Below are 26,741 nucleotides of genomic sequence, written 5' to 3'. Positions count from 1 at the left end.
GAGACAGTTCGGTCCCTATCTGCCGTGGGCGTTTGAGAGTTGAGAGGGGTTGCTCCTAGTACGAGAGGACCGGAGTGAACGAACCTCTGGTGTTCGGGTTGTCACGCCAGTGGCACTGCCCGGTAGCTATGTTCGGAATCGATAACCGCTGAAAGCATCTAAGCGGGAAGCGAGCCTCAAGATAAGCTCTCACTGACATGTAATTGTCCTGTAGGGTTGTTGAAGACTACGACGTTGATAGGCGGGATGTGGAAGCGTAGTAATGCGTTGAGCTAACCCGTACTAATTGCCCGTGAGGCTTAACCATACAACACCGAAAGTGTTTTGGTTGTGTGAATGCGACATAAGTTCGAGCTTTTACCGACGTGATGGTGAGAGTGGCATCGTTTTTATAATCAGTGCGTTGATATTGTTACCAGTTTTTGCCTGGCGGCCATAGCGAAGTGGAACCACCTGATCCTTTCCGAACTCAGTAGTGAAACGCTTCAGCGCCGATGGTAGTGTGGGGCCTCCCCATGCGAGAGTAGGACACTGCCAGGCTTCAAATACGAACCCCGAGCTTCATCGCTCGGGGTTTTTTTGTGCCCGCGATTCATCATCTGCTACCGTTCTTGATTATTTGACCTTATAATCAAGCGCATGAATAAACTCTCAGTTTTTGAAGACTTATCAAAATTTCACACCTTTCGATTACCTTCGAAAGCTCGTTCCATTTTAACGATACGTGAACGGAAGGATGTTGAATCCTTGCCGCGAAATGCCTATGTGTTAGGTGAAGGCTCTAATACCCTATTTCTAACGGATATTTCCTTTCCGATTGCCTTAATGCGGATGCAGGGAATCACGATCACTGAAGCAGCAGATCACTGGCTGGTAGATGTGGCAGCGGGCGAAAATTGGCATCAATTGGTGATAAATTTAACTGCCCAAGGAATTTATGGACTTGAAAATTTAGCGTTAATTCCAGGTACAGTGGGTGCTGCACCCGTGCAAAATATCGGCGCGTATGGCGTTGAAGTCGCACAATTTATTCGAGAGATTGAGACGTGGGATCGGGAGCGATCGACTTATCAGGTGTTTCCCGCCGCTGAATGCCAATTTGGCTATCGTGATAGCGTGTTTAAACAGAATCCCATGCGGTGGGTGATTTTATCTGTGCGCTTTGAGTTCCCTAAAGCGTGGAATCCAGTGTTAACTTACGGCGAACTCGCGGCACTGGGAGGGGATGTTTCCGCAGCCACGGTCATGAACGCGGTGATCAGCATTCGGCAAAATAAATTGCCAGATCCAGCAGTCATTCCAAATGCCGGGAGCTTTTTTAAAAATCCCGAAATCTCTCAAGCTCAATGGCAACAAGTCCAGCAGGATTATCCGCAAATGCCTCACTATCATTTACCGAGTGGTAAAGTAAAGTTAGCAGCAGGCTGGATGATCGACCAGTTACAGCTTAAAGGGCATCGTATTGGAGGAGCTGCTGTTCATGATCGACAAGCCCTGGTTTTGGTGAACAGTCATAACGCCGTCGGGGACGATGTGGTCTGTTTAGCGCGTTATATTCAGCAGCAGGTTCATAAAATGTATGGTGTTGAACTTGAAGCGGAAGTGCGTTTGTTAGCTCAAAAAGGATTGGTGATATTATGAAGCCGTTGAGGATTGAACGTGTTGTCCGAGTCATCGAAACGCTCAGCGATGGACAATTTCATTCCGGGGAAGAGTTAGGAGCAGCTCTAGGCGTAAGCCGTACTGCCATCAGCCAATATATTAAAGATGTTCAAAAGCTTGGTATTGATGTGTTCCGTGTCACCGGCAAGGGGTATCGGTTATCGAGCCCACTGCAATTACTCAGCCTGCCAGAGTTACAGGAGTTATTGGAAGAATACCAAGAAGATTCAACCAATGTGGCGTTAGAGCGAATCGTGACTTCGACCAATGACCGAGTTAAACACGGCATTAAATATGGGATAAGTTCTGGCCATGCGCTCTTGGCTGAAGCCCAAACGCAAGGCCGAGGACGTCGCGGTAAACGCTGGCTATCACCATTTGCGAGCAATTTATACATGAGTATGTATTGGCGCTTGGAACAAGGGATGAGTGCTGCTATGGGGCTCAGCTTAGTGATTGGTACCGTGGTTGCTGAGCTCCTGAGTGAATTAGGGGTCTACGATGTGCAATTGAAATGGCCGAATGACGTGATTATTCATGATAAAAAAATAGCCGGTGTTTTAATTGAGCTAGAAGGCCAGGCCTTAGATACAGCACATGTGGTGATTGGGGTAGGATTGAATATTGCGATTCCCTCGTACCTTAGTGATAAAATCGATCAGCCGTGGACTGATTTAAGTCAGTTATTGCCGACGCCCATTGATCGTAATCGCCTTGCTGCACTGCTCATCATGAAAACCCGGGCAGCATTGCGAGAGTATGGTCAACACGGATTAGCTGCATTTACCGCGCGGTGGAACCGACTTGACCGATTAGCGAAAAAGCCAGTTTGCGTTATCATGGGTGATACCGTGATTGAAGGAATTGCAGAAGGAATTGATGATACCGGCGCGTTGTTACTAAGCCGCAATGGTAAACTAGAGCGCTTCCATGCAGGAGAGGTAAGTTTAAGGTATGACGCATAAATTATTGTTAGACGCAGGAAATACCCGAGTCAAAATGGCGCTCATGGATGAGAATGGCTATCTTGAACCTTGGCAAAACGTGACCTACACCGAATTAGCAGAGCTGCCATTGCCAGCTCCTCTCGACAGTGTTTGGCTCGCTTGCGTCAGTGGGAAAGACAGGCAACAGGCATTAATTGATTGGCTGCAAGGCGTCGCAGTGCCGGTGATTGAAATTAATAGTGAAGCTTCGGCTTTTGGCGTCACCACCTCGTATCGTGAAGCTGAGCGCCTTGGAGTGGACCGTTGGTTGGCACTCGTTGGCGCGTTTGATGAGCAGCCCAAAGCCACGGTTATTGTGGATGCGGGTACAGCGATTACGGTTGACTGGCTTAACGAGCAAGGGGAACACTTAGGTGGTTGGATTGCACCGGGAGTGAACTTGATGCGGGAGTCCGTGGTGAATCGTGCTCCTAAGGTCTTTCCTAACGCTGCAGAACAGTGGGGAAAGGCTCATCAACTGGGGCAAAACACCACTGATTGCTTGCTCAATGGCTGCGTCAATAGCTTTGTCGGGCTGGTTCGACAGGCGATTGCAGTTTCAGAAACCGAACTCGATTGGTTTGATTACCGCATCTTATACAGCGGAGGCTCGATTCCTTTGTTACCCGCCGATCTTAAGCGCCGGGGTGAGGTGCGCAGCGAGCTCGTTCTACAGGGGTTAGCGTGCTACGCAAGAGAAGGGCGGAAGCAATAAAAAAACGCAGTCTAATGGCTGTTAGACTGCGTTTTACTTTGATTCAGATAGCTATCGTTTTATGACAACCGTGAGCGGAAATCACTGTAGTCAAACTTACGAACTAGATCAAAACGGCCATCCCGGCGAATAATGCCAATGCTTGGATGCTCAACACCATTAAAGAACGTTGTTTTGACCATGGTGTAGTGCATCATATCTTCAAACAGGATTCTATCACCCGGTTGTAGCGGCTCTGCAAAGCTGTAGGCGCCAATGACGTCGCCAGCAAGACAGGAGTTCCCACCCAACTTGTAGGTGTAGGGTAATACGCCAGCCTCATCGGCACCGGTGATGGTCGGGCGATAAGGCATTTCTAACACATCCGGCATGTGTGCGGTTGCCGAAATATCGAGAATGGCAATAGCGCCTTCGTTATGGACGATATCGACAACTTCTGCCACCAGAGGACCCGTTTGCCAAGCGACAGCTGAGCCAGGCTCTAGAATGACGCGGATGCCATAGGTTTCCTGTAACCGCTTGAGCTGTTTAATCAAATGGTCAACATCATAACCTTCGCGAGTCATTAAATGACCGCCCCCTAGATTCAACCATTTCATTTGATGCAGTAAATGCCCAAACTTGCTTTCTACTGCAGCCAAAGTGCGTTCCAAAGCGAACGAGTCACATTCGCAGAGGTTATGCACGTGGAGGCCTTCAATGCCGGTTAAATCAGCCCCTTCGAGCTCAGCTGCTCGGATCCCTAAGCGGGAACCTGGAGCGCTTGGGTCATATAACTCAGTTTCTGCTTCCTGATGCTCTGGGTTAACCCGTAATCCAGCAGAAACGCCTGCCGCTAGAACTTGGTCTTGGTAACGCTGCCACTGGGTTAAGCTGTTAAATGAAATGTGATGCACTAAAGGTAATAGCTCATCGATATCTTGTTGCTTATACGCAGGGGCATAGGCATGGACTTCAGCACCAAATTCTTCGGCAGCAAGACGAGCTTCCCAGACCGAGCTGGCGGTACAGCCTTTGAGGTACTCCGCGACCAGCGAGAAGGTGCTCCACATAGAGAATCCCTTCAAGGCCAAAATAATATCGGCCCCGCTCTCTTGTTGAACACGTTGCATCAACTTTAAATTACGTTCCAATAACGCCTCGTCACAAACGTAACAAGGCGATGGAATGGCTGGATTTAAATAAGGATTGCTCATCGTATTAACGCTTAAATGGTGATTCAGTTTCAACAACCTGCCACGGTAAGCCGTAATGGTTGAGGCGATTCATGAACTCATCAGGATCGAATTGTTCCATGTTCCACACGCCGGCTTTCATCCAATGACCTTGTAACATCATGGAAGCAGCGATCATGGCAGGCACACCGGTGGTGTAAGAAACCGCCTGAGCACCCACTTCTTCGTAACAGGCTGCGTGATCACAGTTGTTGTAGATGAAAATGGTTTTTTCAACGCCATCTTTAATACCGGTAACATAGGTACCGATACAGGTCATGCCGGTATAGCCTTCCGCCAGTGAGCCGGGGTTCGGTAACACAGCTTTCAGGAACTCTAATGGCACAATTTTTTGCCCTTGGAATTCGATCGGCTCAATCGACGTCATGCCAACGTTTTCTAATACCCGTAAATGGGTTAAGTATTGTTCGCCAAAGGTCATCCAGAAACGCGCCCGCTTAAGCGTTGGAAAGTGTTTAACTAATGACTCGAGCTCTTCATGGAACAGCAAGTATGACGCGCGTACACCAACACCCGGATAGTCGAGGTCTTCACGGACGCTAATTGGGTCTGTCTCGTGCCATTCACCATTTTCCCAGTAGCGGCCACGCTGAGTGATTTCGCGAATATTGATTTCAGGGTTAAAGTTGGTAGCAAAGGCTTGACCGTGATCACCGCCATTACAGTCAACAATATCCAAGTAGTGAATTTCGTCGAAATAATGTTTCGCAGCGTAGGCTGTAAACACGTTGGTTACACCTGGGTCAAAGCCCGCACCGAGGAGCGCCATGATGCCTTTTTCTTTGAACCGATCATGGTAGGCCCACTGCCAAGAGTATTCGAACTTCGCGACATCTTTAGGTTCGTAGTTTGCGGTATCGAGGTAATGCACACCGGTTTCAAGACACGCGTCCATAATAGGTAAGTCTTGATAAGGTAAGGCAACGTTAATGACTAAGTCAGGTTGCACATTACGGATAAGGTCAGCAACTTGATCCGCATGGTCAGCGTCAACTTGGTAGACACCAACAACCCGGTCTTGGCCGGCTTCTTGTTGGAGCTTCTCACATTTTGACAGCGTGCGGCTGGCCAGATGAATTTCGGAAAAATACTCTGGTAACATAGCGCACTTTTTAACAACAACGCTGGCTACGCCGCCTGCACCAATAATTAATACTCGAGACATGTTTATAAACCCTTCCGTTGTGGGTGAACACAAAGGCTAAAAGATAGCATAGTTTTTGCTGTGAGAGCAGCAGTAAACTTATTGTAACAAGGATTAGCGAATCAATTCGACATATTCCCGCGCAACTTGGCGCAACTGTCGCTGCATGCTTTGCTGACTGCTATAGCCATATTGCCGAGTAATGGCTGCTAAGTTATCGCTCATATTAAGAATTTGGCCAGGTAAGCTGGTGCCTGAGGCGCGTAGAGGGTATTTAAGATCGCAGACAATCCATGCGAACTGCGCTTCGGTGAAGGGTAAATTAGCATGGGCAAAGCCGCGCAGGATGTTCTTCGCAATAGCATACATGGAATCTGTCACAATCAGTGGTTGTCGATTGCGCCATTCGAGTTCGGCTTGGCAAAATTGGTGTAGCTGCTTTAAGAGTGCCTTAGATTCAGCCTGCAGGCCTTGTGCGACAAGCGCATTGGGATAACCGCTAGCCATATTCAATTTACGCCCTAAACGAATCATTTGGTACAGACTTTGTTGCCAAAACTTCAATACGTTGGGGTTGGCGCCAAAGCTTGAGCCGAGTGCATCAATGCCCGCTTCTTGCGCTTGGACTTGTAACTGCTGCAATAACTTTAACCCCACGCCATGACGCCGGGCGCTGTCTCTAACAGCAATGCGTGTCACCCGCCACCATTGCCAGTTTAATACGCTTGGTTGCTGTAAATAGAAGCCGAGTGCTTGTGGCAAAACTTGGCCGTTTAGTCGACGTTGGCCATCGACGATGGGCTGATGCAGTGACGCAGGCAATTCACCTTCACAGCTATACCAAATCACCCCAATGAGCTCGTGTTGGGTTCGTGCTAAGAGTAAGCGCTGCTGTGCGTCATCCAGCAATAAGCGGAGGTCGTTGGGGCTACTTTGGTAGTGCGCTTCAAGTAATAGAGCGATGACGGCTTGTAGCTCCGCTTCGGTTAATTGATGACTGTGGCAATCCCGAAAAGTGACGTCACCCAAGTCAAATTCCGCTGTCGGTAAGGCGACCTCTTGGGGTTGAGACGGTTTCATTAATAACGCTTGGTTCAGCCAAGGTTCGACTTCGTCCAACGTCGACCAACGTAACGGCTCTTCCAGCTGATGCACTTTACTTAACCGCTGTTCAGTCAGCCATTCGACAAACCGAATCGCAAAGCCACGCCCACAACCTTCATAGCCATCCACGGTACTGGCAACAGCCCACACGGTAAAACGGCGGACCAATTCTTGCAAAATATGCATAGGGATTGCTGCTGCTTCGTCGATTACCAGCCGGATACTTCGCGGCTTGTATTCTCGCAGTAGTTTGTCCCAGGGGACGAAGCGAACACTTTGGTTGGCATGGGTGAGTAATAGCTCGACCGCTGCCGGGCGCGGGCCTGTGACAATGAGCTCTAACCCACGATATTGTTCACGCCAACCTGCACACGCTAACCCCAAGGTAGCACTTTTACCGCGGCCCCGGTCCGCCATCAAAATATGGCAGGTGCCGGGCAACTGCAGCATGGAGTCAACAATCTGCTGTTGCGCTGAGGTCGGAAAGGTGGGAATGAATGGGCTAGGAACTATGGCAGCTTCGGTGTGCGTCAATACCTTGAACCAATCGGTCGCTGAGGTGATGTGGTGGACGGTCTTAAATTGTTGTGCTGTTTTAAGCAAGCGTTGCTTAAAAGGAGTTTCCTGTTCCGGCAGCATGACGAATAACAAGCCACCACCACGAACAGTCCCAGCTAAAGCAGCCAATGCATCGGCATGGATGTTGTCTTGGAAGTCGAGAACGACGGTGTCATTAGTGGCCCCTAGATAATCACGATAGCGATGAACCGCAATGGTTTGCGGATTGCTGGAGGACAAATAGAGAGGGTGCGGAAACTCTTGCTGAATACTTGCAAGCTGCTGTTGTTGCCACTGGAGGGGCCCATCAAATAAAAAGACTGCTCGTCGATGAGCAGTCTTTAATTGTTGAAGAGCGGGTTGCAAGGTCATCATTTAGATAATTGAAATACCAAAGAATTTAGTGAGTACCGTGTTGATAAATACGGCGGCCAAGATGACCGGAATAAAGGTGCCAATGGCAACATTAACATACTTACCAAACCAGCTATTTCCGTAGCCAGGGTTCCCTTCACTGAGTTCTGCCGTTAATTGTGCACGTTTCCAGCGGAACCGAACAAAGAGACAAATCAAGAGCCCATTTAACGGGAGAATGGTGTCATAGAATACGTCACTAATAATATCGAAAACAGATTTATCGACCCCTGCGTAGTGAGCAAATTGGGTCAGCCAAGGAACGATGCCAAACGATGTTGCTGCAATTAATGTTAGTACGGTGATCAATGTGCCAATAATCATTAACGCTTTCTTACGCGAGATATTGCGTTTTTCCATGAGTGATGAGGTTGGCACTTCAATAATAGAAACCAGCGATGTAATTGCCGCCACGAAGGCTAACAGGAAAAACAGGGTAGCTGCGATACTGGCTGGTACATATCCGATGGTTTCAGAAAGAGCTAAAAAGATATTCGGGAAAAATGAAAACACCATGCTGACGGAGGAAGTGCTGAGGGTATCAACGTTGGTGTTAGGGAAAATCGCAAAAATGGCAGGTAACGTCATCAACCCCGCAATAAACGCAACCGAGGTATCCGTGATTGCAACTAACTTGGCTGATGTGACGATGTCATCATTACGGCGGAAATAGGACCCATAAGTAATAAGAATCCCCATGCCAAGCGATAATGAAAAGAACGCCTGCGATAATGCACCGTTAATGACAGAACCATCAATACGACTGAAATCAGGGACGAGATAAAACTTGATACCGGCGGATGAACCATCGAGTGTTAATACAAAAATAACCAATAAAATCAGCATAATAAATAATGCTGGCATTAACACTTTGGAGGCCCGCTCGATGCCATTACGAACCCCTCCAAGTAAAATGAGGTATGTAATCGCAATCACCGCAACCAAGTAACCTAAAAAGCTCATCTCATTCACAAAGGTCCTGAAATAGCCGTCACTGGCGATGAGGTCTAAGTTACCGATGACTGATTGAAAGAGGTAACCAAATATCCAGACCGTGATCACCATGTAAAACACAGCGATCATAAAGGGGGTGAAAGTAGCAAGAAATCCCGCTATCTTCCATCGCGTTAGCCCTTCTCCTAATTCGGTGTATGCTTTTTGCGGACTATGTTGAGTGCGACGGCCTAATCCCATTTCAGCAAGCATGACCGGTAAGCATATGAATGCGACAAAACACGCATAAATCAGAAGGAAAGCCGCGCCGCCATTTTTTGCTGCTGCGACTGGGAACCCAACGATATTACCGATACCAACTGCTGACCCTGCCGCAGCAAGAATAAATCCAATTTTAGAACCAAACTGTTCCCGTGGTGCGCTCATCTTGAGAATCCTTGCTTATAGTTGTTATGAGTGATTGCAAACGCTCCAATGCTAACGCAAGCGAAAACCTCGAGCAAGCAGACCAGATTAAAGGCTGGGATTCTGCGTTGGCTGGTTTTGCTTACGATAGCCAACGCAGTAGCTTTTGTTTGAACTGCGTGTACGGGGCGTAGCGAAATAATGGATCCGGGCTAAATGGACGTTGCATCACAGCCTTAAAATGGCTGAATGTTTCGAAGCCAAAACGACCGTGGTAGCGCCCCATGCCGCTGTTGCCGACTCCACCAAATGGTAACTCGGGGTTAAGCATGAACATTAAGGTATCGTTGCTGCATTGATTTCCTGCCGAGGTGGATTGAGTGAGTTGCTGAAGTTTCTGCTTGGAGCTGCTGAACCCATATAACGCCAATGGTTTTTCATGTTGTTTGATAAACTCAATGGCTTCGTCCAAGGAGGCAACTGGAATAATGGGCAAGATGGGGCCAAAAATTTCGTCTTGCATGATCGGACTATGGCGTGGCACTTGGTGTAAGACCGTGGGGGCGAGATACCGCTGCTGTGCATCGAAGTCTCCCCCGAAGGCGATTTCGCCGTCGTTCAAATAAGCGATTAATCGATTAAAATGATGGTCATTGACGATCCGGCCGTAATCTTTTGCTGTGTTCGGTGTGGCGCCGAACATTTCAGTGCAGGCCTCACGCAGGGCATCAATCAGCGCTGTTTGTACCGATTCTTCTACCAGCACATAGTCTGGCGCGATACAGGTTTGCCCGGCATTGAGCCACTTGCCCCATGCGATTCTGCGTGCAGTCACTTTAATATTAGCATCGGCCAACACCACCGCTGGGCTTTTGCCGCCTAGCTCGAGGGTGACTGGGGTTAAATAGTCAGCCGCCGCGCGCATAATAATTTTTCCGACACGACTGCCGCCGGTGTACATGATATGGTCGAAACGATGCTGTAAAAGTTCGGTGACGACGGCAGCGTCACCGGTGACTACCTTGACGGCCTCGTGGGACAGGTATTGCGGCACTAAAGTGGCCAACAATGTTGCCGTCTGGGGGGCCAACTCAGAAGGTTTAAGAATGACGCAATTACCCGCTGCGAGGGCAGCGATGAGAGGGCTGAGGAGTAATTGCAGCGGATAGTTCCATGCACCAATAATCAGCACCACGCCTAATGGCTCAGGCTGTAAATAACTTTTTCCTGGCAGTGCTAGCAAAGGTTGCCGCACCCGTTTAGGTTGCATCCACCGCGGTAAATGGCGCAGGGTATACTGAATATCCTTGTTTAAGACGCTGAGTTCTGTGAGCCAGCCTTCCGCATGAGATTTCCCTAAATCGGCATGCAGGGCTTCGAGTAACTCCGTTTCATGAGCTTTCAATAAAGTGGCCAGTTGATTTAACTGCCCGCGACGCCAGTCAAGGGAATGAGTGACCTCACTATGGAAGGTACAGCGCATTTGCTGCATTAGAAACTCAAACTGGTTCATGCTAAGTCACCTATTGTTATATTTTTAATTTCTTGATACTCAGCCAGTCCAAGCGGAGAGCCTTCACGGCCAATCCCCGACTCTTTGACCCCGCCAAATGCGTTGTAGGCATGGGAAATCGCGCCAGTATTGATGCCCAGCATACCACACTCGAGTTGTTGGCTAACACGTTCAATCCTGCGGTAGTTTTCAGTACAGAAATAGCCAGCCAAGCCGACCGGTACGGCGTTTGCGATTTGGATTGCTTCTGCCTCATCCTGAAAGGATTGTACTGCAATGACCGGGCCAAAAATCTCTTCTTGGGCAATCCGCATGGAAGCCATTACGCCAGTTAACAAGGTGGGCGCATAAAACAGCGGGCCTTGCTCAGCAAGGGAGTGGCCCCCCATGAGTAAGGTTGCCCCTTGTTGCACGGCATCACGGACCAAGGTGGAGACTTTGTCGATGGCGGCTTGATTGATCAGCGGCCCGTAATCAACCGAAGGGTCGAGTCCAGAACCGACGTTGAGTTTACTGAGCTCTGTTTTTAATAACGCGATAAATTGCGGTTGCACGCTAGCATCAACGAATACTCGATTGGCGCTAACGCAGGTTTGACCCGCATTGCGGAATTTACATTGCATTAGGGCTTGCACCGCAAGCTCAAGGTCGGCATCGTCGAAGACTATAAAAGGAGCATTGCCGCCCAATTCCATGGACACTTTTTTGAGGGTGCTGGCGCATTGGGCCATCAGCTGTTTTCCCACTTTGGTGGAGCCTGTAAAGGTCAGCTTTTTTACCGAAGGGTGAGTGGTTAAAATGTCACCGACCAGAGCCGGGTCCGCCGTTGGGAGAATATTCACTACGCCGGCTGGAATTCCAGCGTCCTGGGCGAGTTGCGCTAAGGCGAGGGCGGACAACGGGGTTGCTTCAGCTGGTTTAATGACAATGGTACAGCCAGCCGCAAGGGCCGGGGCAACTTTTCGTGCAATCATGGCGTGGGGAAAGTTCCACGGGGTGATTGCCGCGCACACGCCAATGCCTTGCGCCTGATACCAACTTTTCTGACCCTCTTGCCCCTGTGCGAGCAGAGTGCCATAACTACGTTCCGCTTCCCCAGTAAACCAATCAAAATAGCTGGCGCCGTACTCAATTTCACCCAGCGCTTCAGCGAGGGGTTTGCCTTGCTCAGCGGTCATCAAGGCGGCGAGCTCATGTTGATGAGCTAAAATCAGGTGCTGCCATTGCCGTAATAGCTCGGCCCGTTGTTTCGGTAATAACTGCTGCCACGGCCCTAAAGCTTGCTCCGCCGCTGCAATTGCAGCAAGGGTGAGAGCACTATCTGCTTGGGTGACGGTAGCGACAACAGCGCTAGTGGCAGGGTTATAAACATTAAAGTGCTGATCGGTTGAAATCCATTGACCATTCACAAAGGCTTGGGTTCGCAGCAGCGATGTCATTGTTTGGCTCGACATGTTAGCTTCCATAGAGGTGATTTCTCATGGCCTCATCTTAGCTGAAAACTTGCAAAAAGTACTCTGTTTGCGTGCGCTTTTACTTGTGGTTTATGGTGCATTGGGGTATAGTTACGCCCTTCAGGGTCAATACCGCTATTGATGGGAGCGGCCTTACCCCTGATATGCTGGGGTACATCACGCCTACTTATTTCCTGCCAGAGTGTTCATCGTGTTCTGTTGCCGGGCGTCTCTTTTCCCCGTATTTTTGTAGTACAGAAACATGTGAGAAAAATATGTCTGATCTTAAGACTGGCCAATCGTTTGTCGATTTAGGCCTGCCTGCTGTTGTGCTTAAACAGCTCGAAAAAATGAATTTCACCCAACCTACACCAATTCAATTGCAAGCGATTCCTGCTCTGTTAGAAGGTAAAAACGTGCTTGGTGAAGCGCAGACAGGAACAGGTAAAACAGCGGCCTTTGGCTTGCCTGGTATTTCGGTGCTGGATGCATCGGTACGTGCGACGCAAATGTTGGTGGTGGCACCAACTCGTGAATTGGCCATGCAAGTGGCTGAAGCCATTGCTAACTTCGCTCAAAAAATGCCGAGCGTGGAAGTTGCGACTGTTTATGGCGGGGCAGCGTTTGGCCCACAAATTAAAGCCTTGCGTGGTGGCGCACAAGTGGTCGTTGGCACACCGGGACGGTTGCTCGACTTACTCAATAAAGGTGTGTTGAATTTATCTGCATTGCGTTTTGCGGTGTTAGATGAAGCCGACGAAATGTTAAACATGGGCTTTATTGAAGACATCGAAACCATTATGGGCGCGGTGCCTGCGGGAGCGCAACGTGCGTTGTTCTCAGCCACCATGCCACCTGCTATTCGTAAGTTGGCAAAGACCTTCCTAGTGAATGAAGCAGGTGAACAGCCGCTCAATATCCAAGTGGCGGCCATTGAAAAAGCGAAAGCCACAATTCGTCAACGCGCATGGATGGTGCGTGGGTTGACCAAAATGCAGGCATTGACGCGCCTATTAGAAACCTTGGATTACCAGCGAGTGCTAATTTTTGTGCGGACGCGTACGGATACTTTAGAAGTTAGTGAGCAACTGCAAGCGTCTGGATTCAAAGCGTCCCCATTAAGCGGTGACTTGAACCAAGCGCAACGGGAGCAAACGGTTGCTCAGTTACGCAGTGGTCATATTGAAATTCTAGTCGCCACCGACGTGGTTGCACGAGGCTTGGACGTTCCAGAAATCACCCACGTGATTAACTACGACTTGCCTAGTGATAGCGAATCTTATGTGCACCGAATTGGTCGTACCGGTCGTGCAGGCCGTAGCGGTGAAGCCATCTTGTTTTACCGCAGCAAAGAACGTCATTTATTACGGACCTATGAGCGTTTAACCAACGGCACGATTGAGTACTTTGAAGTACCAACGGCGCAAGAATTGAGTGCATTCCGTCAGCAAGCATTGCAACAGCAATTAGTGGCAATGATGGCGCAGCCGCAGTTGCATGAAATGGCTAAAATCATTGAAAAAATGCAAGCAGAAACTGGTCTATCGGCGGAACAATTAGCAACGGCACTGTTGGCTCAATACCATAGTCGTCGTCCATTAATTCTGGCGGATGATCCGGCCCCACGTAAGTTTGATGATCGGAACGACCGTAATGACCGTCGTGGCAAGCGCGATGCCCGCGATACGCGTGAGAAACGTCCAGGCCGTGACCGTCGTGAAGCGAATATTGAATTTGATACCTACCGCATTCAAGTCGGCCGCGATCATGGCGCTCGACCACAAGATATTGTTGGTGCGATTGCGAATGAAGCAGACATTGATAGCCGTTATATCGGTCAAATTCAGTTGTTTGATGGTCATAGCTTGGTGGAGTTACCGAAAGGGATTCCAACAGCAGTGGTACGTGTGCTCCAACGCGCTCGTGTCCGTCAGCAACAAATGGGGCTGGAACTGGCCGACGAACAAATTACGCGTCGTCCGCGGCCACCGATGGGGGATCGCCCAGGGTTTAAAGGCGCACCTCGTCGTAACGAGCGCGGAGCTCGAGGCCAACAAGGTGAGCGTCGCCGCCGCGCCTAAACCCCGCTAAGTAATGTTCAACAGCTTGATGATACTGCGGTGTTATCAAGCTGTTTTTGTTTGTGTTCTGTTAAATCTACGCTAAGTTAAGTGGATTTAGGCGGAAAGCCATGCGTCAGCGTGGCGAGCGCCGTCAAAAAGTGGCATTATGTTGCCCTATCACATTAGTAAACAGCAGGCAGGAATACCATGCAGCCAGTCAATATTATTTGTATTAAATGGGGCACGAAATACGGCGCCGATTATGTCAATAAACTGTACTCAATGGTGAGTCGGAATATTTCAATTCCATATCGTTTCGTGTGTTTAACCGATGACGCTGAAGGGATTCGTGATGAGGTTGAAGTAAAGCCAATTCCTGCCATCGGGTTTGAGGATTTTGACCAACGCAAACCATGGACGTTCGCGCATGGCTGGCTGAAGCTGACCTGTTTTGCGGAAACCCTCTATGACCTGCAAGGGCCAACGCTATTCCTTGACTTAGATATTGTCATTGTCGGCAGCTTGGATGAGTTTTTTGAGCCTGAAGGTGATTTCCTGGTGATTAAAGAATGGGATAAATCCGATGCAACAGGGAATACTTCGGTATTCCGCTTTAACATTGGTGCCCATGCCGATGCGTTGGAGCACCTAAAAGCAGATCCCGTCGGCTCACGCAAAGATGTACGCAACGAGCAAGAATTTATTACCCAGTTTGTGGCCCGTCAAGGACGTTTAAAGTACTGGCCGGCCGAGTGGTGCCGCAGTTTTAAACGCCATTGTTTGCGTCCATTCCCGTTGAGTTTCTTCCAAGAACCTCGCATCCCAGAAGGCGCTAAAGTGATTATTTTCCATGGCCGCCCACACCCGGATGATGCGGTTGCCGGACGCAGTGGAAAGTGGTTTAGAAAAGTACTTCCTACCACATGGATTAGTGAATACTGGCGATAATTGCTAATGACGTTTAGCTATCGACTCTTGATTCGGCTCGCAACGCCACTGGTATTCATTTACCTGTGGCTGCGCGGTGCGAAAGCAGCTGAATATCGGCAGCGCTGGCGCGAACGATTGGCACTTCATGCGCTGCCGGCACAAGCGCGTGATGGCATTGTGATTCACTGCGTGTCCGTGGGAGAAACCATTGCGGGCCGTGCTCTGATTGAAGCGGTGCTGGCGGCTTATCCCAAGTTACCGGTTACCCTCACTTCCATGACCCCAACGGCAGCTGCCATTGCCCAACGCTTTTTTGGCGAACGCGTTTTCCATAGTTATTTACCCATTGATACGCCGGGGGCCATGAAGCGGTTTTTTCGTAAGTTGGCGCCACGTATGGTGGTGGTCTTAGAAACCGAGGTTTGGCCTTGCTTTGTGGCGGAGGCCAATCGTCGGGGGATTCCTCTGTTGGTGGTCAACGCGCGGATGTCGGAGCGCTCCCAGCACGGCTATCAACGCTATGCGTGGCTGCTAGGACCCGTGTGGCAGCAACTCAGTTTTGTTGCCGCGCAAACGGCGGAGAGTGAACAACGTTTTCGCCAGTTAGGAGTCGCTCCTCAACAGCTCGCAGTGCGCGGTAATTTAAAGCACGACATTCAGCTTGCCGCGACCTTGCCGCAGCAAGCCAATGACTGGCGCCAAGCGCTGCAACGCCCGGTTCTCGTGGCCGCCAGTACCCATGATGGTGAAGATGAACAGGTACTCAGCGCGTTTCAGACGGTGCTAAAAGTGCATCCCCAGGCCTTGCTGATTTTGGTGCCGCGCCACCCTGAACGATTCACAGCGGTTGCCCAACTCATTGAAAATGCACAGCTAAGCTATATTCGACGGAGCGATAACAAGCCAGTGACCACCACCCATCAAGTATTTTTAGCAGATACCATGGGCGAACTGATGCTTTGGTATGCCATTGCTGATGGTGCTTTCATTGGTGGCAGCTTGATTGAACGTGGTGGGCATAATCCGTTGGAACCGATTGCAACTGAAACCCCCATTGCCACAGGGCCCCATGTCTTTAATTTCGAACAATTATTTACCCGCCTTAAACACGTTGATGGGGTGGCGTTGGTGAACTCAGCCGAGGCGTTAGCAACCACTTGGTCACAATGGCTAACAGAGCCCGATACGGCACGCGCAATGGCGCTGCGAGCGCAGCATGAATTTGCCGATGATCGAGGTGCAACCAAGGCGATCTTGGCTGATATTCAGCGTTTTTTACCTTCGGTGGAGATGACCGAACAACACAGGACCATGGCCATGATGACAACCGTACAACCGCATAAAAAATCCATGATTTGGTATGATCCAGAGCTTCTCAAAGAGTGTCCAGTTGAGTACTTTTCGCCCAGTTATTGGCAAGCACAGGGCAAAGTGAAAGGCTCAGCCACAGGGCGGAGTACGGCTTTTTTCATTGACCAAGGGGACCATGACCTGTTGCTACGCCATTATTATCGTGGGGGTCTGGTCGGCAAATTCAACCGCGATCGTTTTAAACGAGAGCCCATCGCCGAAAGCCGAGCCATGGCTGAGTTTTCGTTATTGCTGAAGTTACGCGAATTAGGGTTACCGGTACCACGTCCGGTGGCGGCCTATTACGCACAAGCGCCTGGCTGGGGCTACCGAGCTGATATTTTAGTGGAAGTGATTCCACACACCCAAGATTTATTTAAGTTGCTCCAACAACGTGAACTCACGCCAGCTGAATGGGACACCATTGGTCAGGCCATTCGAGAGTTGCATAATGCCAATGTTTATCACTCCGATCTAAACTGTCGGAATATTATGTTAGACAGTGCTGGGAAGTGTTGGATCGTGGACTTTGATAAGTGTGATATCCGAGAGTCAGGCAGTTGGAAAGAAGCAAACTTGCAACGGCTGTTGCGCTCCTTTAACAAAGAGCTGACGAAAGCGACCAATAGCGAGTCGGAGTTTCATTTTAATGAAGCCCGCGATTGGCCGCTACTCATTGCTGCTTATCAGCGCTAATTAATCTTGCGGGGGGGTATAACCTTCCACGGTAATCTCTTTGCCTTCGAATAGAAATGCCTGCATTTGCTCTTCGAGAAAAGCGCGAGCATTCGCATCCATCATATTGAGGCGGTTTTCATTGATGAGCATGGTTTGCTTTTTTTGCCAGAGCCCCCACGCTTCTTTTGAAATGGAGTTGAAGATTCGAGCTCCTAACTCACCTGGATAAAGCTGAAAGTCGAGCCCTTCAGCTTCTTTCTTCAAGAACTCACAGTAGACAATACGACTCATAATCACCTCAGTCTTGCGGAATGTAGTGCTATTTTAGGCTGGAGCCATCAGTGAATGCAAACAGCGAATGCAAACCACGAGCGCCATTGACGCGCTTATAATTTTTTCTTCAAGGCCATGAGGTAACGCCGAATGGGGGTCGGCAGCGCATAGTCGGTAAGCTCCTGCCATGGCACACGACGACTGTCCGCTGCTGCCTGATACGTAAACACTTGGGCGTTGAGTTTGTAGTGAGAAAAGGTATGCCGAAATTCGCCATGAAGTTCGAGCTTGGTGGGTTGCTCGGTGAATTCCGGAAGGCACCACAAGCGGGGCCATACTGCGGCGGCATCACGTTGCACCAACACCACGCCAGTCGGATCAACATCGAGGCCAAACCAGCCAGCACGAGTGGGAATGGGGGCTTTTTTCTTTTTTTCAGGAAGTTGCAGAACACGGTCGGTTTGCCAGGCGTTACAGCTGGATTGCACCGGGCATCCATGGCACTGCGGTTGGCTTGGTGTACAAACGGTCGCCCCCATATCTAATAAAGCTTGTGCATACACGCGATTGTTCTGCGGCGGGGTATAGTCATCTGCCAGTTGCCAAATGTGTTTACTGACACGACTAGAGGTGACGTCCCCCGTAATGCCGAAATAACGACTAAAAAACCGGGTGACATTCCCATCCACCAAGGGGGCCGGATGGTCGAAGGCAAATGCACAGATCGCGCCGGCGGTGTAAGGGCCTACCCCAGGGACTTCTCGTAATTGCTCAGAGCAGGGCGGCAATATGCCGCCCCGTTCGGCTACCACAAATTGCGCTGCGCGATGTAAATTGCGTGCTCGTGAGTAATACCCAAGCCCTTGCCATAAGGCTAACACATCGTCTTCAGATGCGGCTGCAAGTGATTCAAAATTTGGGAATTTTTCCAGCCAACGTTGATAGTAAGGAATGACGGTTGCGACTTGGGTTTGCTGCAACATGATTTCGCTGACTAACACCGAATAGGGCGTTGGTTGTTGCTGCCATGGGAGGTCATGACGGCCGTTTTGCTGTTGCCACGTGATCAACGCATGATGGAGTGCAACGGGTGCTAAAGGGGGAATTATCGGGTCATTCATGGCTGTTTTTTTGAGGGGCTCATGTTAAAGCGGTGTAAACCTTGATGAAAATATTAAGTAAAGCCACGAATGTACAGGTTTTTTGGGCCAATTTGTATTATAATTTACCTATTACAATCCATCGACCGATGAGAAAACACAAGGAGCATCTCATGAAACGATTAACTTTAGTATCCGTAGCGGTCGCTGCCGCAGTGCTTGCTGCACCAGCACTTGCAAATAAAGCAACGGAACCAGGCAGTATCTATGTCGGTCCACGTATTGGTTTATTTGGCACGGATTCCGATCGCCGCGTGATCGAAAAAAATCAGTTGCAATCTTTCGATGGTGGGTTTGATACGCCATTTGCAGGGATTGAAGCAGGTTATCAGTTCACACCTGAGTGGGGATATCGGATTTACTACGATTACCTGCGCAGTAAGCTAGAGTTCACCAATGACACCTCAACCGGTTCAGCTTACGGTGTGGACGTGCTTTATAACTTCACGCCAAAATTTTATGGCTCAGTCGGTATTAACGCGACGGAATTCAGCGACATCAAAACATCGTTTTTACGTGTCGGTGCCGGTTACCGTGAATTCATTAACAATGACTGGGCATTCACCGTTGAAGGTGCAGTTCAGCAAAGTGAGAAAAACTTGACCGAATTTATGGTGATGACGTCATTACGTTATTACTTCGGTGGCACCACGGCATCAACCTACACCAAGCCTGAGCAAGAGCCAGCACCAGCGCCAACGCCAACAACAGTAGCGCCAGTGGTGGTCGATTCAGATGGTGATGGTGTACCAGATAACCGTGACAAGTGCCCGAACACTCGTGCCGGCTACAAAGTCGATGCAGACGGTTGTGTGGTTTATGAAAATGAAACTATTACCCGTGAGTTAGTGGTGACTTTCGCACTGGAGTCTGCCGAAGTATCAGCAGATCAACGTGAAGATGTACGCAACACTGCGGAGTTCTTGAAAGAGTACCCACAACTGGACGTAGTGATTGAAGGTCACACCGATAACACCGGACCAGCCAGCTACAACCAATTGTTGTCTGAGCGTCGTGCGAAGGCTGTAGGTGACTTGTTAGTCAACGAATATGGCATTGCAGCGTCACGTGTAACCACAAAAGGTTACGGTGAAACTCGTCCGAAGTACTCGAATGAAACCCGTGAAAATCGCGAGAAAAACCGTCGTATTGAAGCGGCCATGTCAGTAACGAAACAAGTGCCTGTTAAAGAATAATAGTCACCTGATTCGGTTGTAATCCAAGGCACACTAAACTTGCGTTTAGTGTGCCTTTTTGCATAATAACTGCCCGCATTTTTATCTTAAATTAAATTGAGGCACCATGAGTTCAGAGCATATCGAGCAAGCGTCCAGTGACACCACGTTTCGTCGGAAAATTCGTAGTTTCGTGAAGCGCGAAGGGCGGCTTACTAAAGGCCAGGCGGCAGCCCTTGAACGGGTTTGGCCTCAATTAGGACTAACCCATGCACAAGGGCCGTTGGCGTTGGAGCAAGTATTTGGGCGCCAAGCACCGACAGTTTTAGAAATTGGCTTTGGGATGGGCGCGTCACTGGTGCAAATGGCTGCGGCCGCACCCGAAAAAAACTTTATCGGCATTGAAGTGCATCGGCCGGGCGTTGGCGCTTGTCTCATGGATGCGGAACAGGCACAAATCACCAATTTGCGGGTGTATGAGCATGATGCTGTCGAAATCCTTCAAGATTGTATTGCCGACGCGAGTTTAGCGGGGGTACAAATTTTCTTCCCCGACCCCTGGCATAAAAAACGACACCACAAACGACGTTTAATTCAACCCGAATTTGTTGAGTTGCTGCGGCAAAAATTGGCTGTAGGCGGTGTGCTGCATTTGGCAACCGATTGGGAAAACTACGCTGAGCATATGCTCGAAGTGATGTCGGCTGCGCCCCATTGGCGGAATTTGTCTGCTGACAATACCTATATTCCACGTCCCGAAGAGCGGCCCTATACCAAGTTTGAAAAACGCGGTGAGCGGTTAGGGCACGGGGTTTGGGATCTGAAATTTGAGCGGGTTGAGTAACCCCGCTCATTCTTCCAATAATAAATCCAGCAGCGTATTCAAATAGCGCCGCCCACGTTCAGTGGTTAACCAGGCATCTGCGGAGGACTCCACGAGACCTTGCTGTTGCCCGCGTTGTAACAGTTGGTCGGCAACCTCCGCCGGTATTCCAGTAAACGCCTCAAAGTCAGCTTTCGGAACAGGCTCGAGCAAGCGAAAATAATTCATAAAGAATTCAAACGGCCGCTCATCTGGAGTCACCGACCATTGTCGGTAGCGTAATGGGCGCGTTAAATCAAGATAGCCTTGGGGGTGTTTGATTTTTTCGCAGCGAATCACCTCATTTTGGTCTGGCAGTGTGATTTTGCTGTGGGCACCGCAACCAATGCCAAGGTAATCCCCAAACCGCCAATAATTTAGATTATGACGACTGCGATGGCCAGGTTTTGCATACGCACTAATCTCGTAATGCTCGTACCCTGCCGCTAATAATTGCGCATGCCCTTGTTCTTGAATATCCCACAAGGTGTCGTCTTCGGGCAGCTTGGGGGGACGACTCGCAAAGGCGGTATTGGGTTCAATGGTGAGTTGATACCATGAGATATGCGGGGGTGCGAGTGCGAGAATGCATTGTACATCCGCCATGGCTTCAGCCAGCGTTTGTTGGGGCAGACCATGCATCAAATCCAAATTGAAACTGTGCAGCGGTAACTGTCTTGCATGCTGGGCGGCCGCTTGCGCTTGGTGCGGATCATGAATGCGCCCCAAGGTCTGTAAATGATGCGGGTTCAGGCTTTGCACACCAATCGATAGGCGCGTCACACCTGCCTGCACAAACCCAGCAAAGCGTTCGGTTTCGAAGGTTCCAGGATTTGCTTCTAGAGTGATTTCACAATCTTCCGTGAATGGAATAAGGGCTTGGACTCCTTGCAGTAGACGAGCAATTCCCGCTGCACTGATCAGGCTGGGAGTACCGCCACCAATAAAAATGCTTTGTAATGGACGCCCTTGCACCCAGTCAAGGTCAGCTCTGAGATCATCGAGCAACCGTGCAATATATTCAGCCTCTGGAATGTCATGCTTTAAACTGTGAGAGTTAAAATCACAGTAGGGGCACTTTTGGACACACCAAGGAATATGAATGTATAAGGAGAGGGGAGGGAGCCGGAGCAAATTCATGACTTATGCCTGCAATTGATTTAACAGGGAGCGTAATGCCTCACCACGGTGACTATACTGGTGTTTTTGTGCCAGTGTGAGCTGTGCTGCCGTGCATTCTAATTCAGGAATCCAGAACACTGGATCATAACCAAAACCCTGATCTCCCTGAGGGGATGTGGTAATATAACCATCCCAACGCCCATGACAAATAATCGGGGTTGGATCGTCAGAATGTCTTAGTAATGCTAAAACACAGTGGAAACTTGCTCGGCGTTCATGTGTTGGAACGTCGCGTAGCTGGAACAATAACTTATCAATATTCTCTTGGTCTGTGCATGGGCTTCCAGCATAACGGGCAGAATAAATCCCTGGCGCACCATTTAAAGCAGCCACTGCCAATCCTGAATCATCGGCCAATGCTGGCAAGCCGGTGTGGTGGGCGGCATGGCGAGCTTTGATAATGGCATTTTCAATAAACGTCAAACCGGTTTCTTCCGCCTCAACAAATCCCCAATCTGTTTGCGGGACAACATCCCAGCCCAAGGGCTTCAGCAATTGTTGGATTTCTTGGACTTTTCCACGGTTGCCGCTCGCTAAAACAATTTTTTCCATTTAATATGCACCAGTTGTTTAGGGTTGCTTGGTATTATACGGGGCATTCTAAGTGTGACCAAGGAGAACTATTTTGATAAGTGTTAATGGGCTCATGCTCATCATGGGCACCTTACTGTTGGTTAGTATCTTAGCTGTCGCGGTATCGAATCGACTCGGTGCACCGTTACTACTCACCTTCCTCGTTATTGGAATGCTGGCTGGAGAAGAAGGCGTTCTCGGTATTGCGTTTGATAATCCTGAGTTAGCCTTCGTGATTGGCTCGCTGGCGTTAATCGTGATTATTTTTGACGGCGGGATGAGAACCAATCGAGAGCGGTTTAGGGTGGCGTTAGGCCCCGCTCTCACCCTTGCAACACTGGGTGTCGCCATGACCTGTGCCCTGACAGCGGTTGGCGTTGTATTACTTTTCGATCTGCCTTGGCCGACGGCATTTCTGATTGGCGCAATTTTGAGCTCCACCGATGCCGCGGCAGTGTTCGGTATCTTTCAATCGAAAAACCTAAAAATTAAACAACGCGTTGCCTCCACCTTAGAAATTGAATCAGGGACCAACGACCCAATGGCCATTATTCTAACAATGGCCATTACGGGGATTATTGCATCGAGTGAAACATTCTCATTGGTCACCATTTCCTTAGATATTATTAAGCAAGTGATTCTTGGCTTCATTGGGGGCTGGTTGGGTGGCCGCTTGTTTATTTGGCTGACCCAAAAAATCACCGTACAGTTTTCATTTTTCCCGTTGCTGGCGCTGGCAACCGCAGTCGTCATGTATGCAGTAACCGCAGGCGTTGGTGGCAGCGGCTATTTAGCCGTTTATTTAATGGGCTATAAAATTGGGAACTCGCGATTACCTCAACTGCCTCATATTTTGCAGGTGCAAGATGGAATGGCTTGGCTAAGCCAAATTATGATGTTCTTGATTTTAGGGTTGTTGGTCACTCCATCCCACTTAATTGAACATTGGCATTTGTCGCTGGGTGTCGCGGTATTAATGATTTTTATTTCACGCCCCATTTCCGTGATTGTCGGGTTGCTACCCTTTAACTTTCCATGGCGAGAGCAAGTCTTTATTAGCTGGGTTGGGTTGCGCGGTGCCGTGCCGATTATCCTAGCTTTGTATCCATGGCTCACCGGCGTGCCGAATCCAGAACTCTATTTTGACGTGGCCTTTGTGGTGGTGATGGTGTCCTTGATTGTTCAAGGATGGACCATTGCTCCTATGGCGCGCTGGTTGGGCTTAGAAATTCCGCCACCCGCGGAACCGGATCGACGAATGCCCTTGGATCAATTAGGTGCCAAGGATCCAATGGAAGCCTGGGGTTTTCAGATTAGTGACCGTTGCGTTGCCTGTGATAAAAAGTGGAAAGAGCTCAAATGGGATGTGAATATCGAATTCATTGGGATTATTCGCCAAGGAGAATGGATCCATCCTAATAATGACCCCGTGATCCAAGAGAAAGACCTTCTTGTGGTGATTGCGAAATTAGAAGATATCGACGCAGTCAGTAAAGTTCTAGCAACAGATGGGCAACCGAAAGATTTACAGAGCAGTGAGTTTTTTGGGGACTTTACCCTCAATGGCGACCTGGCGCTGCAAGATATTGCTGGGTTTTATCCTATCGGTGAGATGGATGAAAGCACCGCTCAAACAACGTTAACCGATTACTTTGGGATGAAATTCCATCGCCGAGCGGTAATCGGCGATCACCTTCGATTAGGAAATATTGTGCTCACCGTGAGAGACGTCAACGATTCAGGCGTGATTCGTCAAGTCGGAGTGAAAATTTTAGAGGAAAAGGCCAACTAATTAGTTGGCCCAAAACTCTTGATGGAAGCGTAATTCATGGGATTGCGCGCCTTGTTTAATGGTAATGAAAAAGCGCAAAGTTTCTCGATGAGAAAAACGTGTTTGCGTTAAATAGTAAATAGCATCCCCTTCCCGAACCTCTTGGAAGGTCAGCTGTTGCTGCTGACTTAACGGGTTCATGACATACCCGGTCACCGTCACTTGCTGCGCTGGCTTACCGGGCTTGGTGGTATCAAGTACCGCAAGATTCAACGTTGCTAAGGTTTCACTGCGCTGAAGGCTATATTGCTGTGCCATTTCAGGGCGCAGTAGGGTTGAGTTAAAGGCGTTGTAATGGACTTCCCATGGCCCCAGTTGGCGGCTTTGTTCCGCCGCTGCTGGGCCACTGAATGTCATGAGCAACACCAGTGCTGAAATCCAACGGAGTGGGAGTAACTTCTTCATGATTAAATTCCTATTCCTAACAGGTTCCCCAATAAAATTCGGACAAACTGGATAGCAATCACCAATACGAGCACGGACAAATCGAGCCCTCCAATCGGTGGGATAATGCGACGAATGGGGGCTAAGAATGGCTGGGTGAGTTGTTGCAACATCGCCATGATGGGGTGGTAGCCTTGCGTAAACCAGCTCATTAGCGCCATGATCAGGACGAGCCAGAAGAGTACCGATAAAAACTGTGAAATCACCAGTGCCACCGACATAAGTAGAAGGTCGGAAACCGGTGGAACCAGCCCCAGGAGTCCTTTCGTCAGCAGCAATATTTTGGCTATTGCCACGAGAAACGTGAGGGCGAGACAGGCTAAATCCCATTTGCCTTTGCTGGGCAAAATAGTTCGCAACGGTACCACCAACGGGTTGGTAACTTTAACAACAAATTGACTCATTGGATTGTAGTAATCGACGCGTGCCGCTTGCATCCATAGACGCAGAATGACGACGATAAGAAACAAGTCAAAGACTACGTCAATTAAAAAGTGAATCGCGTTCATAGTGGCTCTCTTATAGGTTTTTCACTTAAAACAGTTTAGCCATTTCTTGGTTACGGCGCACTGCTGCTAAGACTGCTTCTGCAGATATTTGTTCAAGTTGAGACTGTTGATAAACTTCGATTGCTTTTGCCGTGGAGCCGCCTTTGCTGGTCACTTGTTGGCGTAATTCAGACAATTCGAGTTCACTATCAATGGCCATCGTTGCGGCCCCCAGAGCCGTTTGTTCGACCATGCGACGCGCTTCGGCCGCATCAAAACCTAATGTCACTGCAGCTTGCTGTAATCCTGCCATAAACTCAAAGAAATAAGCAGGTCCGCTACCGGCAATGGCAGTAAAAATATCAAGTTGGTCTTCATCTGTTAGCCACATGGTATCACCAACTTGCTGAAAGATGCTGGTGATAAAATCTCGGTCCGCAGATGAAACATGGGCATTCGCAAGCAGCCCTGACATGCCCTGTCCTACTAAAGAAGGGGTATTGGGCATGACACGGACAACTCGAGCGCTGTCCCCCAAATAGTCCGCGTATTTTTCGAGACGAATTCCGGCAGCGATGGTCACAATGGTTTTATCCTGTAAGTGAGGGACGCGCGCTTGTAAGTCTTGGCAAACCTCTGCCATCAGTTGTGGTTTAACCGCCAACACAATGACCTCCGCCACATTCGCTACCTCAGCGTTATCGTGGCTGGTTTGTACCTGCCACCGTGCTTGGAGTTGTTCTAACTTAGCGGCGGAGGGGTTACTCACATGAATGGCGTGGCCGGGGTAGCCGTTGCTGACCATGCCGCCAACGATGCTTTGGGTCATATTACCTGCACCAATGAATGCGATCTTGCGCGGTGCCTGAGTCATTGAGAATCTCCTGTTGATTGAGGGGAATGTTCACGGGCGCCGAACAATGCGGAGCCGATACGAATCATGGTTGCACCTTGTGCAATGGCGATCGGCCAGTCGGCAGACATTCCTATGGATAATGTATCCACCTGAGGATATTGGGATTTTAACTGTAAAAACAAGCGGTTCATGGCTGCAAAGCTTGTTGCAGTCTGGCTTGGGTCCGTTGTTACAGCAGGGATGGTCATCAGCCCCCGTAGTTGAACCCGCGGTAACGCGGCAATCTGTGCGGCAAAGTCTAGGAGTTGCGCTGGAGCAATTCCTGCTTTCGCTGCATCATCATCAATGTTGACCTGAATCAGTAGGTTTAGCGCCGCTTGTGAGTCGCTCCGCTGGGCCGAAAGACGCTGGGCGATTTTAAGGCGATCAACGCTATGAACCCAGTGAAAGTGGTTGGCAATATCTCGTGTTTTATTTGATTGAATCGGTCCTAGAAAGTGCCATTCAATGGGCAGCTCCTGCAGTTGCTGAACTTTCGCAACCGCTTCTTGCACATAATTCTCGCCAAATTGCCGTTGGCCGTGATTGAATGCTTCAACAATGGCCGAAATAGGCTTACTCTTGCTGACGGCGATCAGTTGTACGGAATCTGGGAGTCGCTTATGTTGTTGACATTGCTCAACAATTTGCATGCGGACTTCTGTCAAACGTTCAGCTATGCTAGTCATCAGT

23 protein-coding genes and 2 rRNA genes are annotated in these 26,741 nt (G+C 49.3%); 11 read left to right on the top strand and 14 right to left on the bottom strand.

Translation table 11 applies throughout. The annotated features are described in order from the left end of the window. The 5 genes from BLP64_RS03260 to BLP64_RS03240 form a co-directional block, all read left to right on the top strand. Window positions 1-307 (top strand): 23S ribosomal RNA (locus BLP64_RS03260); the annotation flags it as partial. A gap of 118 nt (window positions 308-425) precedes the next feature. Next, window positions 426-540: ribosomal RNA gene (gene rrf / locus BLP64_RS03255) — 5S ribosomal RNA — on the top strand. A 99-nt stretch (window positions 541-639) separates the two neighbouring features. Then, window positions 640-1,641: a UDP-N-acetylmuramate dehydrogenase gene (gene murB, locus BLP64_RS03250; RefSeq protein WP_092591692.1), complete on the top strand. Its 1,002-nt coding sequence runs from the start codon at window positions 640-642 to the stop codon at window positions 1,639-1,641. Further along, a complete protein-coding gene (gene birA, locus BLP64_RS03245; RefSeq protein ID WP_092591690.1) occupies window positions 1,638-2,627 on the top strand; it encodes a bifunctional biotin--[acetyl-CoA-carboxylase] ligase/biotin operon repressor BirA in 990 nt (329 codons plus the stop codon). Before murB ends, birA begins: the two co-directional genes overlap by 4 nt. Further along, window positions 2,617-3,363, top strand: coding sequence for a type III pantothenate kinase (locus tag BLP64_RS03240; protein ID WP_092591688.1), 747 nt, complete (start codon window positions 2,617-2,619; stop codon window positions 3,361-3,363). Before birA ends, BLP64_RS03240 begins: the two co-directional genes overlap by 11 nt. 59 nt (window positions 3,364-3,422) lie before the next feature. Here the strand turns inward: BLP64_RS03240 and nspC are convergent, their stop codons facing one another. The 6 genes from nspC to BLP64_RS03210 all read right to left on the bottom strand — a co-directional run bounded on the left by nspC (window position 3,423) and on the right by BLP64_RS03210 (window position 12,144). Further along, the gene (gene nspC / locus BLP64_RS03235; protein WP_092591686.1) at window positions 3,423-4,559 is read right to left on the bottom strand and encodes a carboxynorspermidine decarboxylase; all 1,137 of its coding nucleotides are present in this window, start codon (window positions 4,557-4,559) and stop codon (window positions 3,423-3,425) included. Window positions 4,560-4,563: 4 nt separating this feature from the next. After that, entirely contained in the window at window positions 4,564-5,763 is a 1,200-nt protein-coding gene (locus BLP64_RS03230) for a saccharopine dehydrogenase family protein (protein ID WP_092591684.1), read from the bottom strand. Between the two features lie 93 nt (window positions 5,764-5,856). Beyond that, the gene (locus BLP64_RS03225; protein WP_092591682.1) at window positions 5,857-7,779 is read right to left on the bottom strand and encodes a tRNA(Met) cytidine acetyltransferase TmcA domain-containing protein; all 1,923 of its coding nucleotides are present in this window, start codon (window positions 7,777-7,779) and stop codon (window positions 5,857-5,859) included. Then, entirely contained in the window at window positions 7,780-9,198 is a 1,419-nt protein-coding gene (locus tag BLP64_RS03220) for a sodium-dependent transporter (protein ID WP_092591680.1), read from the bottom strand. A 121-nt stretch (window positions 9,199-9,319) separates the two neighbouring features. Continuing rightward, window positions 9,320-10,690, bottom strand: coding sequence for an aldehyde dehydrogenase family protein (locus BLP64_RS03215; protein ID WP_092591678.1), 1,371 nt, complete (start codon window positions 10,688-10,690; stop codon window positions 9,320-9,322). Further along, window positions 10,687-12,144, bottom strand: a complete 1,458-nt coding sequence (locus BLP64_RS03210) for an NAD-dependent succinate-semialdehyde dehydrogenase (protein ID WP_233340087.1) — start codon at window positions 12,142-12,144, stop codon at window positions 10,687-10,689. Before BLP64_RS03210 ends, BLP64_RS03215 begins: the two co-directional genes overlap by 4 nt. Before the next feature lie 275 nt (window positions 12,145-12,419). Here BLP64_RS03210 and BLP64_RS03205 point away from each other — a divergent pair, with 275 nt between their 5' ends. The 3 genes from BLP64_RS03205 to waaA all read left to right on the top strand — a co-directional run bounded on the left by BLP64_RS03205 (window position 12,420) and on the right by waaA (window position 17,183). Further along, on the top strand, window positions 12,420-14,225 hold the full coding sequence (locus BLP64_RS03205) for a DEAD/DEAH box helicase (protein ID WP_092591676.1): 1,806 nt from the start codon (window positions 12,420-12,422) through the stop codon (window positions 14,223-14,225). 189 nt (window positions 14,226-14,414) lie between these two features. After that, on the top strand, window positions 14,415-15,155 hold the full coding sequence (locus tag BLP64_RS03200; RefSeq protein ID WP_092591674.1) for a glycosyltransferase: 741 nt from the start codon (window positions 14,415-14,417) through the stop codon (window positions 15,153-15,155). 6 nt (window positions 15,156-15,161) lie between these two features. After that, complete coding sequence (waaA, locus tag BLP64_RS03195; protein ID WP_092591672.1) at window positions 15,162-17,183, top strand: lipid IV(A) 3-deoxy-D-manno-octulosonic acid transferase; 2,022 nt, start codon at window positions 15,162-15,164, stop codon at window positions 17,181-17,183. On the opposite strand, the gene BLP64_RS03190 is transcribed toward waaA, so the two are convergent. Both BLP64_RS03190 and mutY read right to left on the bottom strand, forming a co-directional pair. After that, window positions 17,184-17,456: an oxidative damage protection protein gene (locus BLP64_RS03190; protein ID WP_092591670.1), complete on the bottom strand. Its 273-nt coding sequence runs from the start codon at window positions 17,454-17,456 to the stop codon at window positions 17,184-17,186. A 95-nt stretch (window positions 17,457-17,551) separates the two neighbouring features. Further along, window positions 17,552-18,559, bottom strand: a complete 1,008-nt coding sequence (gene mutY, locus BLP64_RS03185) for an A/G-specific adenine glycosylase (protein WP_092591668.1) — start codon at window positions 18,557-18,559, stop codon at window positions 17,552-17,554. A gap of 152 nt (window positions 18,560-18,711) precedes the next feature. Between mutY and BLP64_RS03180 the strand changes: the two genes are divergently transcribed. Together BLP64_RS03180 and trmB are read left to right on the top strand one after the other, a co-directional pair. Continuing rightward, window positions 18,712-19,794 (top strand): OmpA family protein, encoded by a 1,083-nt coding sequence (locus tag BLP64_RS03180; RefSeq protein ID WP_092591666.1) that lies wholly within the window; start codon window positions 18,712-18,714, stop codon window positions 19,792-19,794. 106 nt (window positions 19,795-19,900) lie between these two features. Continuing rightward, complete coding sequence (gene trmB / locus BLP64_RS03175; RefSeq protein WP_092591664.1) at window positions 19,901-20,617, top strand: tRNA (guanosine(46)-N7)-methyltransferase TrmB; 717 nt, start codon at window positions 19,901-19,903, stop codon at window positions 20,615-20,617. A gap of 6 nt (window positions 20,618-20,623) precedes the next feature. Here the strand turns inward: trmB and hemW are convergent, their stop codons facing one another. Together hemW and rdgB are read right to left on the bottom strand one after the other, a co-directional pair. Beyond that, the gene (hemW, locus tag BLP64_RS03170) at window positions 20,624-21,775 is read right to left on the bottom strand and encodes a radical SAM family heme chaperone HemW (protein ID WP_092591662.1); all 1,152 of its coding nucleotides are present in this window, start codon (window positions 21,773-21,775) and stop codon (window positions 20,624-20,626) included. 3 nt (window positions 21,776-21,778) lie between these two features. Then, complete coding sequence (gene rdgB / locus BLP64_RS03165; RefSeq protein ID WP_092591660.1) at window positions 21,779-22,369, bottom strand: RdgB/HAM1 family non-canonical purine NTP pyrophosphatase; 591 nt, start codon at window positions 22,367-22,369, stop codon at window positions 21,779-21,781. Window positions 22,370-22,442: 73 nt separating this feature from the next. Between rdgB and BLP64_RS03160 the strand changes: the two genes are divergently transcribed. Further along, complete coding sequence (locus tag BLP64_RS03160; RefSeq protein WP_092591658.1) at window positions 22,443-24,182, top strand: potassium/proton antiporter; 1,740 nt, start codon at window positions 22,443-22,445, stop codon at window positions 24,180-24,182. Here the strand turns inward: BLP64_RS03160 and BLP64_RS03155 are convergent, their stop codons facing one another. Genes BLP64_RS03155 through BLP64_RS03140 form a run of 4 tightly spaced genes read right to left on the bottom strand, consistent with a single transcriptional unit; the run spans window position 24,183 to window position 26,737 of the window. Then, on the bottom strand, window positions 24,183-24,626 hold the full coding sequence (locus BLP64_RS03155; protein ID WP_092591656.1) for a DUF4426 domain-containing protein: 444 nt from the start codon (window positions 24,624-24,626) through the stop codon (window positions 24,183-24,185). A 2-nt stretch (window positions 24,627-24,628) separates the two neighbouring features. Next, window positions 24,629-25,174, bottom strand: coding sequence for a YggT family protein (locus BLP64_RS03150; protein WP_092591654.1), 546 nt, complete (start codon window positions 25,172-25,174; stop codon window positions 24,629-24,631). A gap of 25 nt (window positions 25,175-25,199) precedes the next feature. Further along, window positions 25,200-26,027 carry a pyrroline-5-carboxylate reductase gene (gene proC, locus BLP64_RS03145; RefSeq protein WP_092591652.1) on the bottom strand — a complete coding sequence of 276 codons (828 nt, stop codon included), beginning with the start codon at window positions 26,025-26,027 and terminating at the stop codon, window positions 25,200-25,202. After that, window positions 26,024-26,737, bottom strand: a complete 714-nt coding sequence (locus BLP64_RS03140; RefSeq protein WP_092591650.1) for a YggS family pyridoxal phosphate-dependent enzyme — start codon at window positions 26,735-26,737, stop codon at window positions 26,024-26,026. Before BLP64_RS03140 ends, proC begins: the two co-directional genes overlap by 4 nt. Window positions 26,738-26,741: the final 4 nt, after the last annotated feature.

Source organism: Pseudidiomarina indica (assembly GCF_900104245.1).
GTDB classification, from domain to species: domain Bacteria; phylum Pseudomonadota; class Gammaproteobacteria; order Enterobacterales; family Alteromonadaceae; genus Pseudidiomarina; species Pseudidiomarina indica.
The sequence above is the reverse complement of the archived record's forward strand: the minus strand, read 5'-3'. Positions and strand labels throughout refer to the sequence as shown.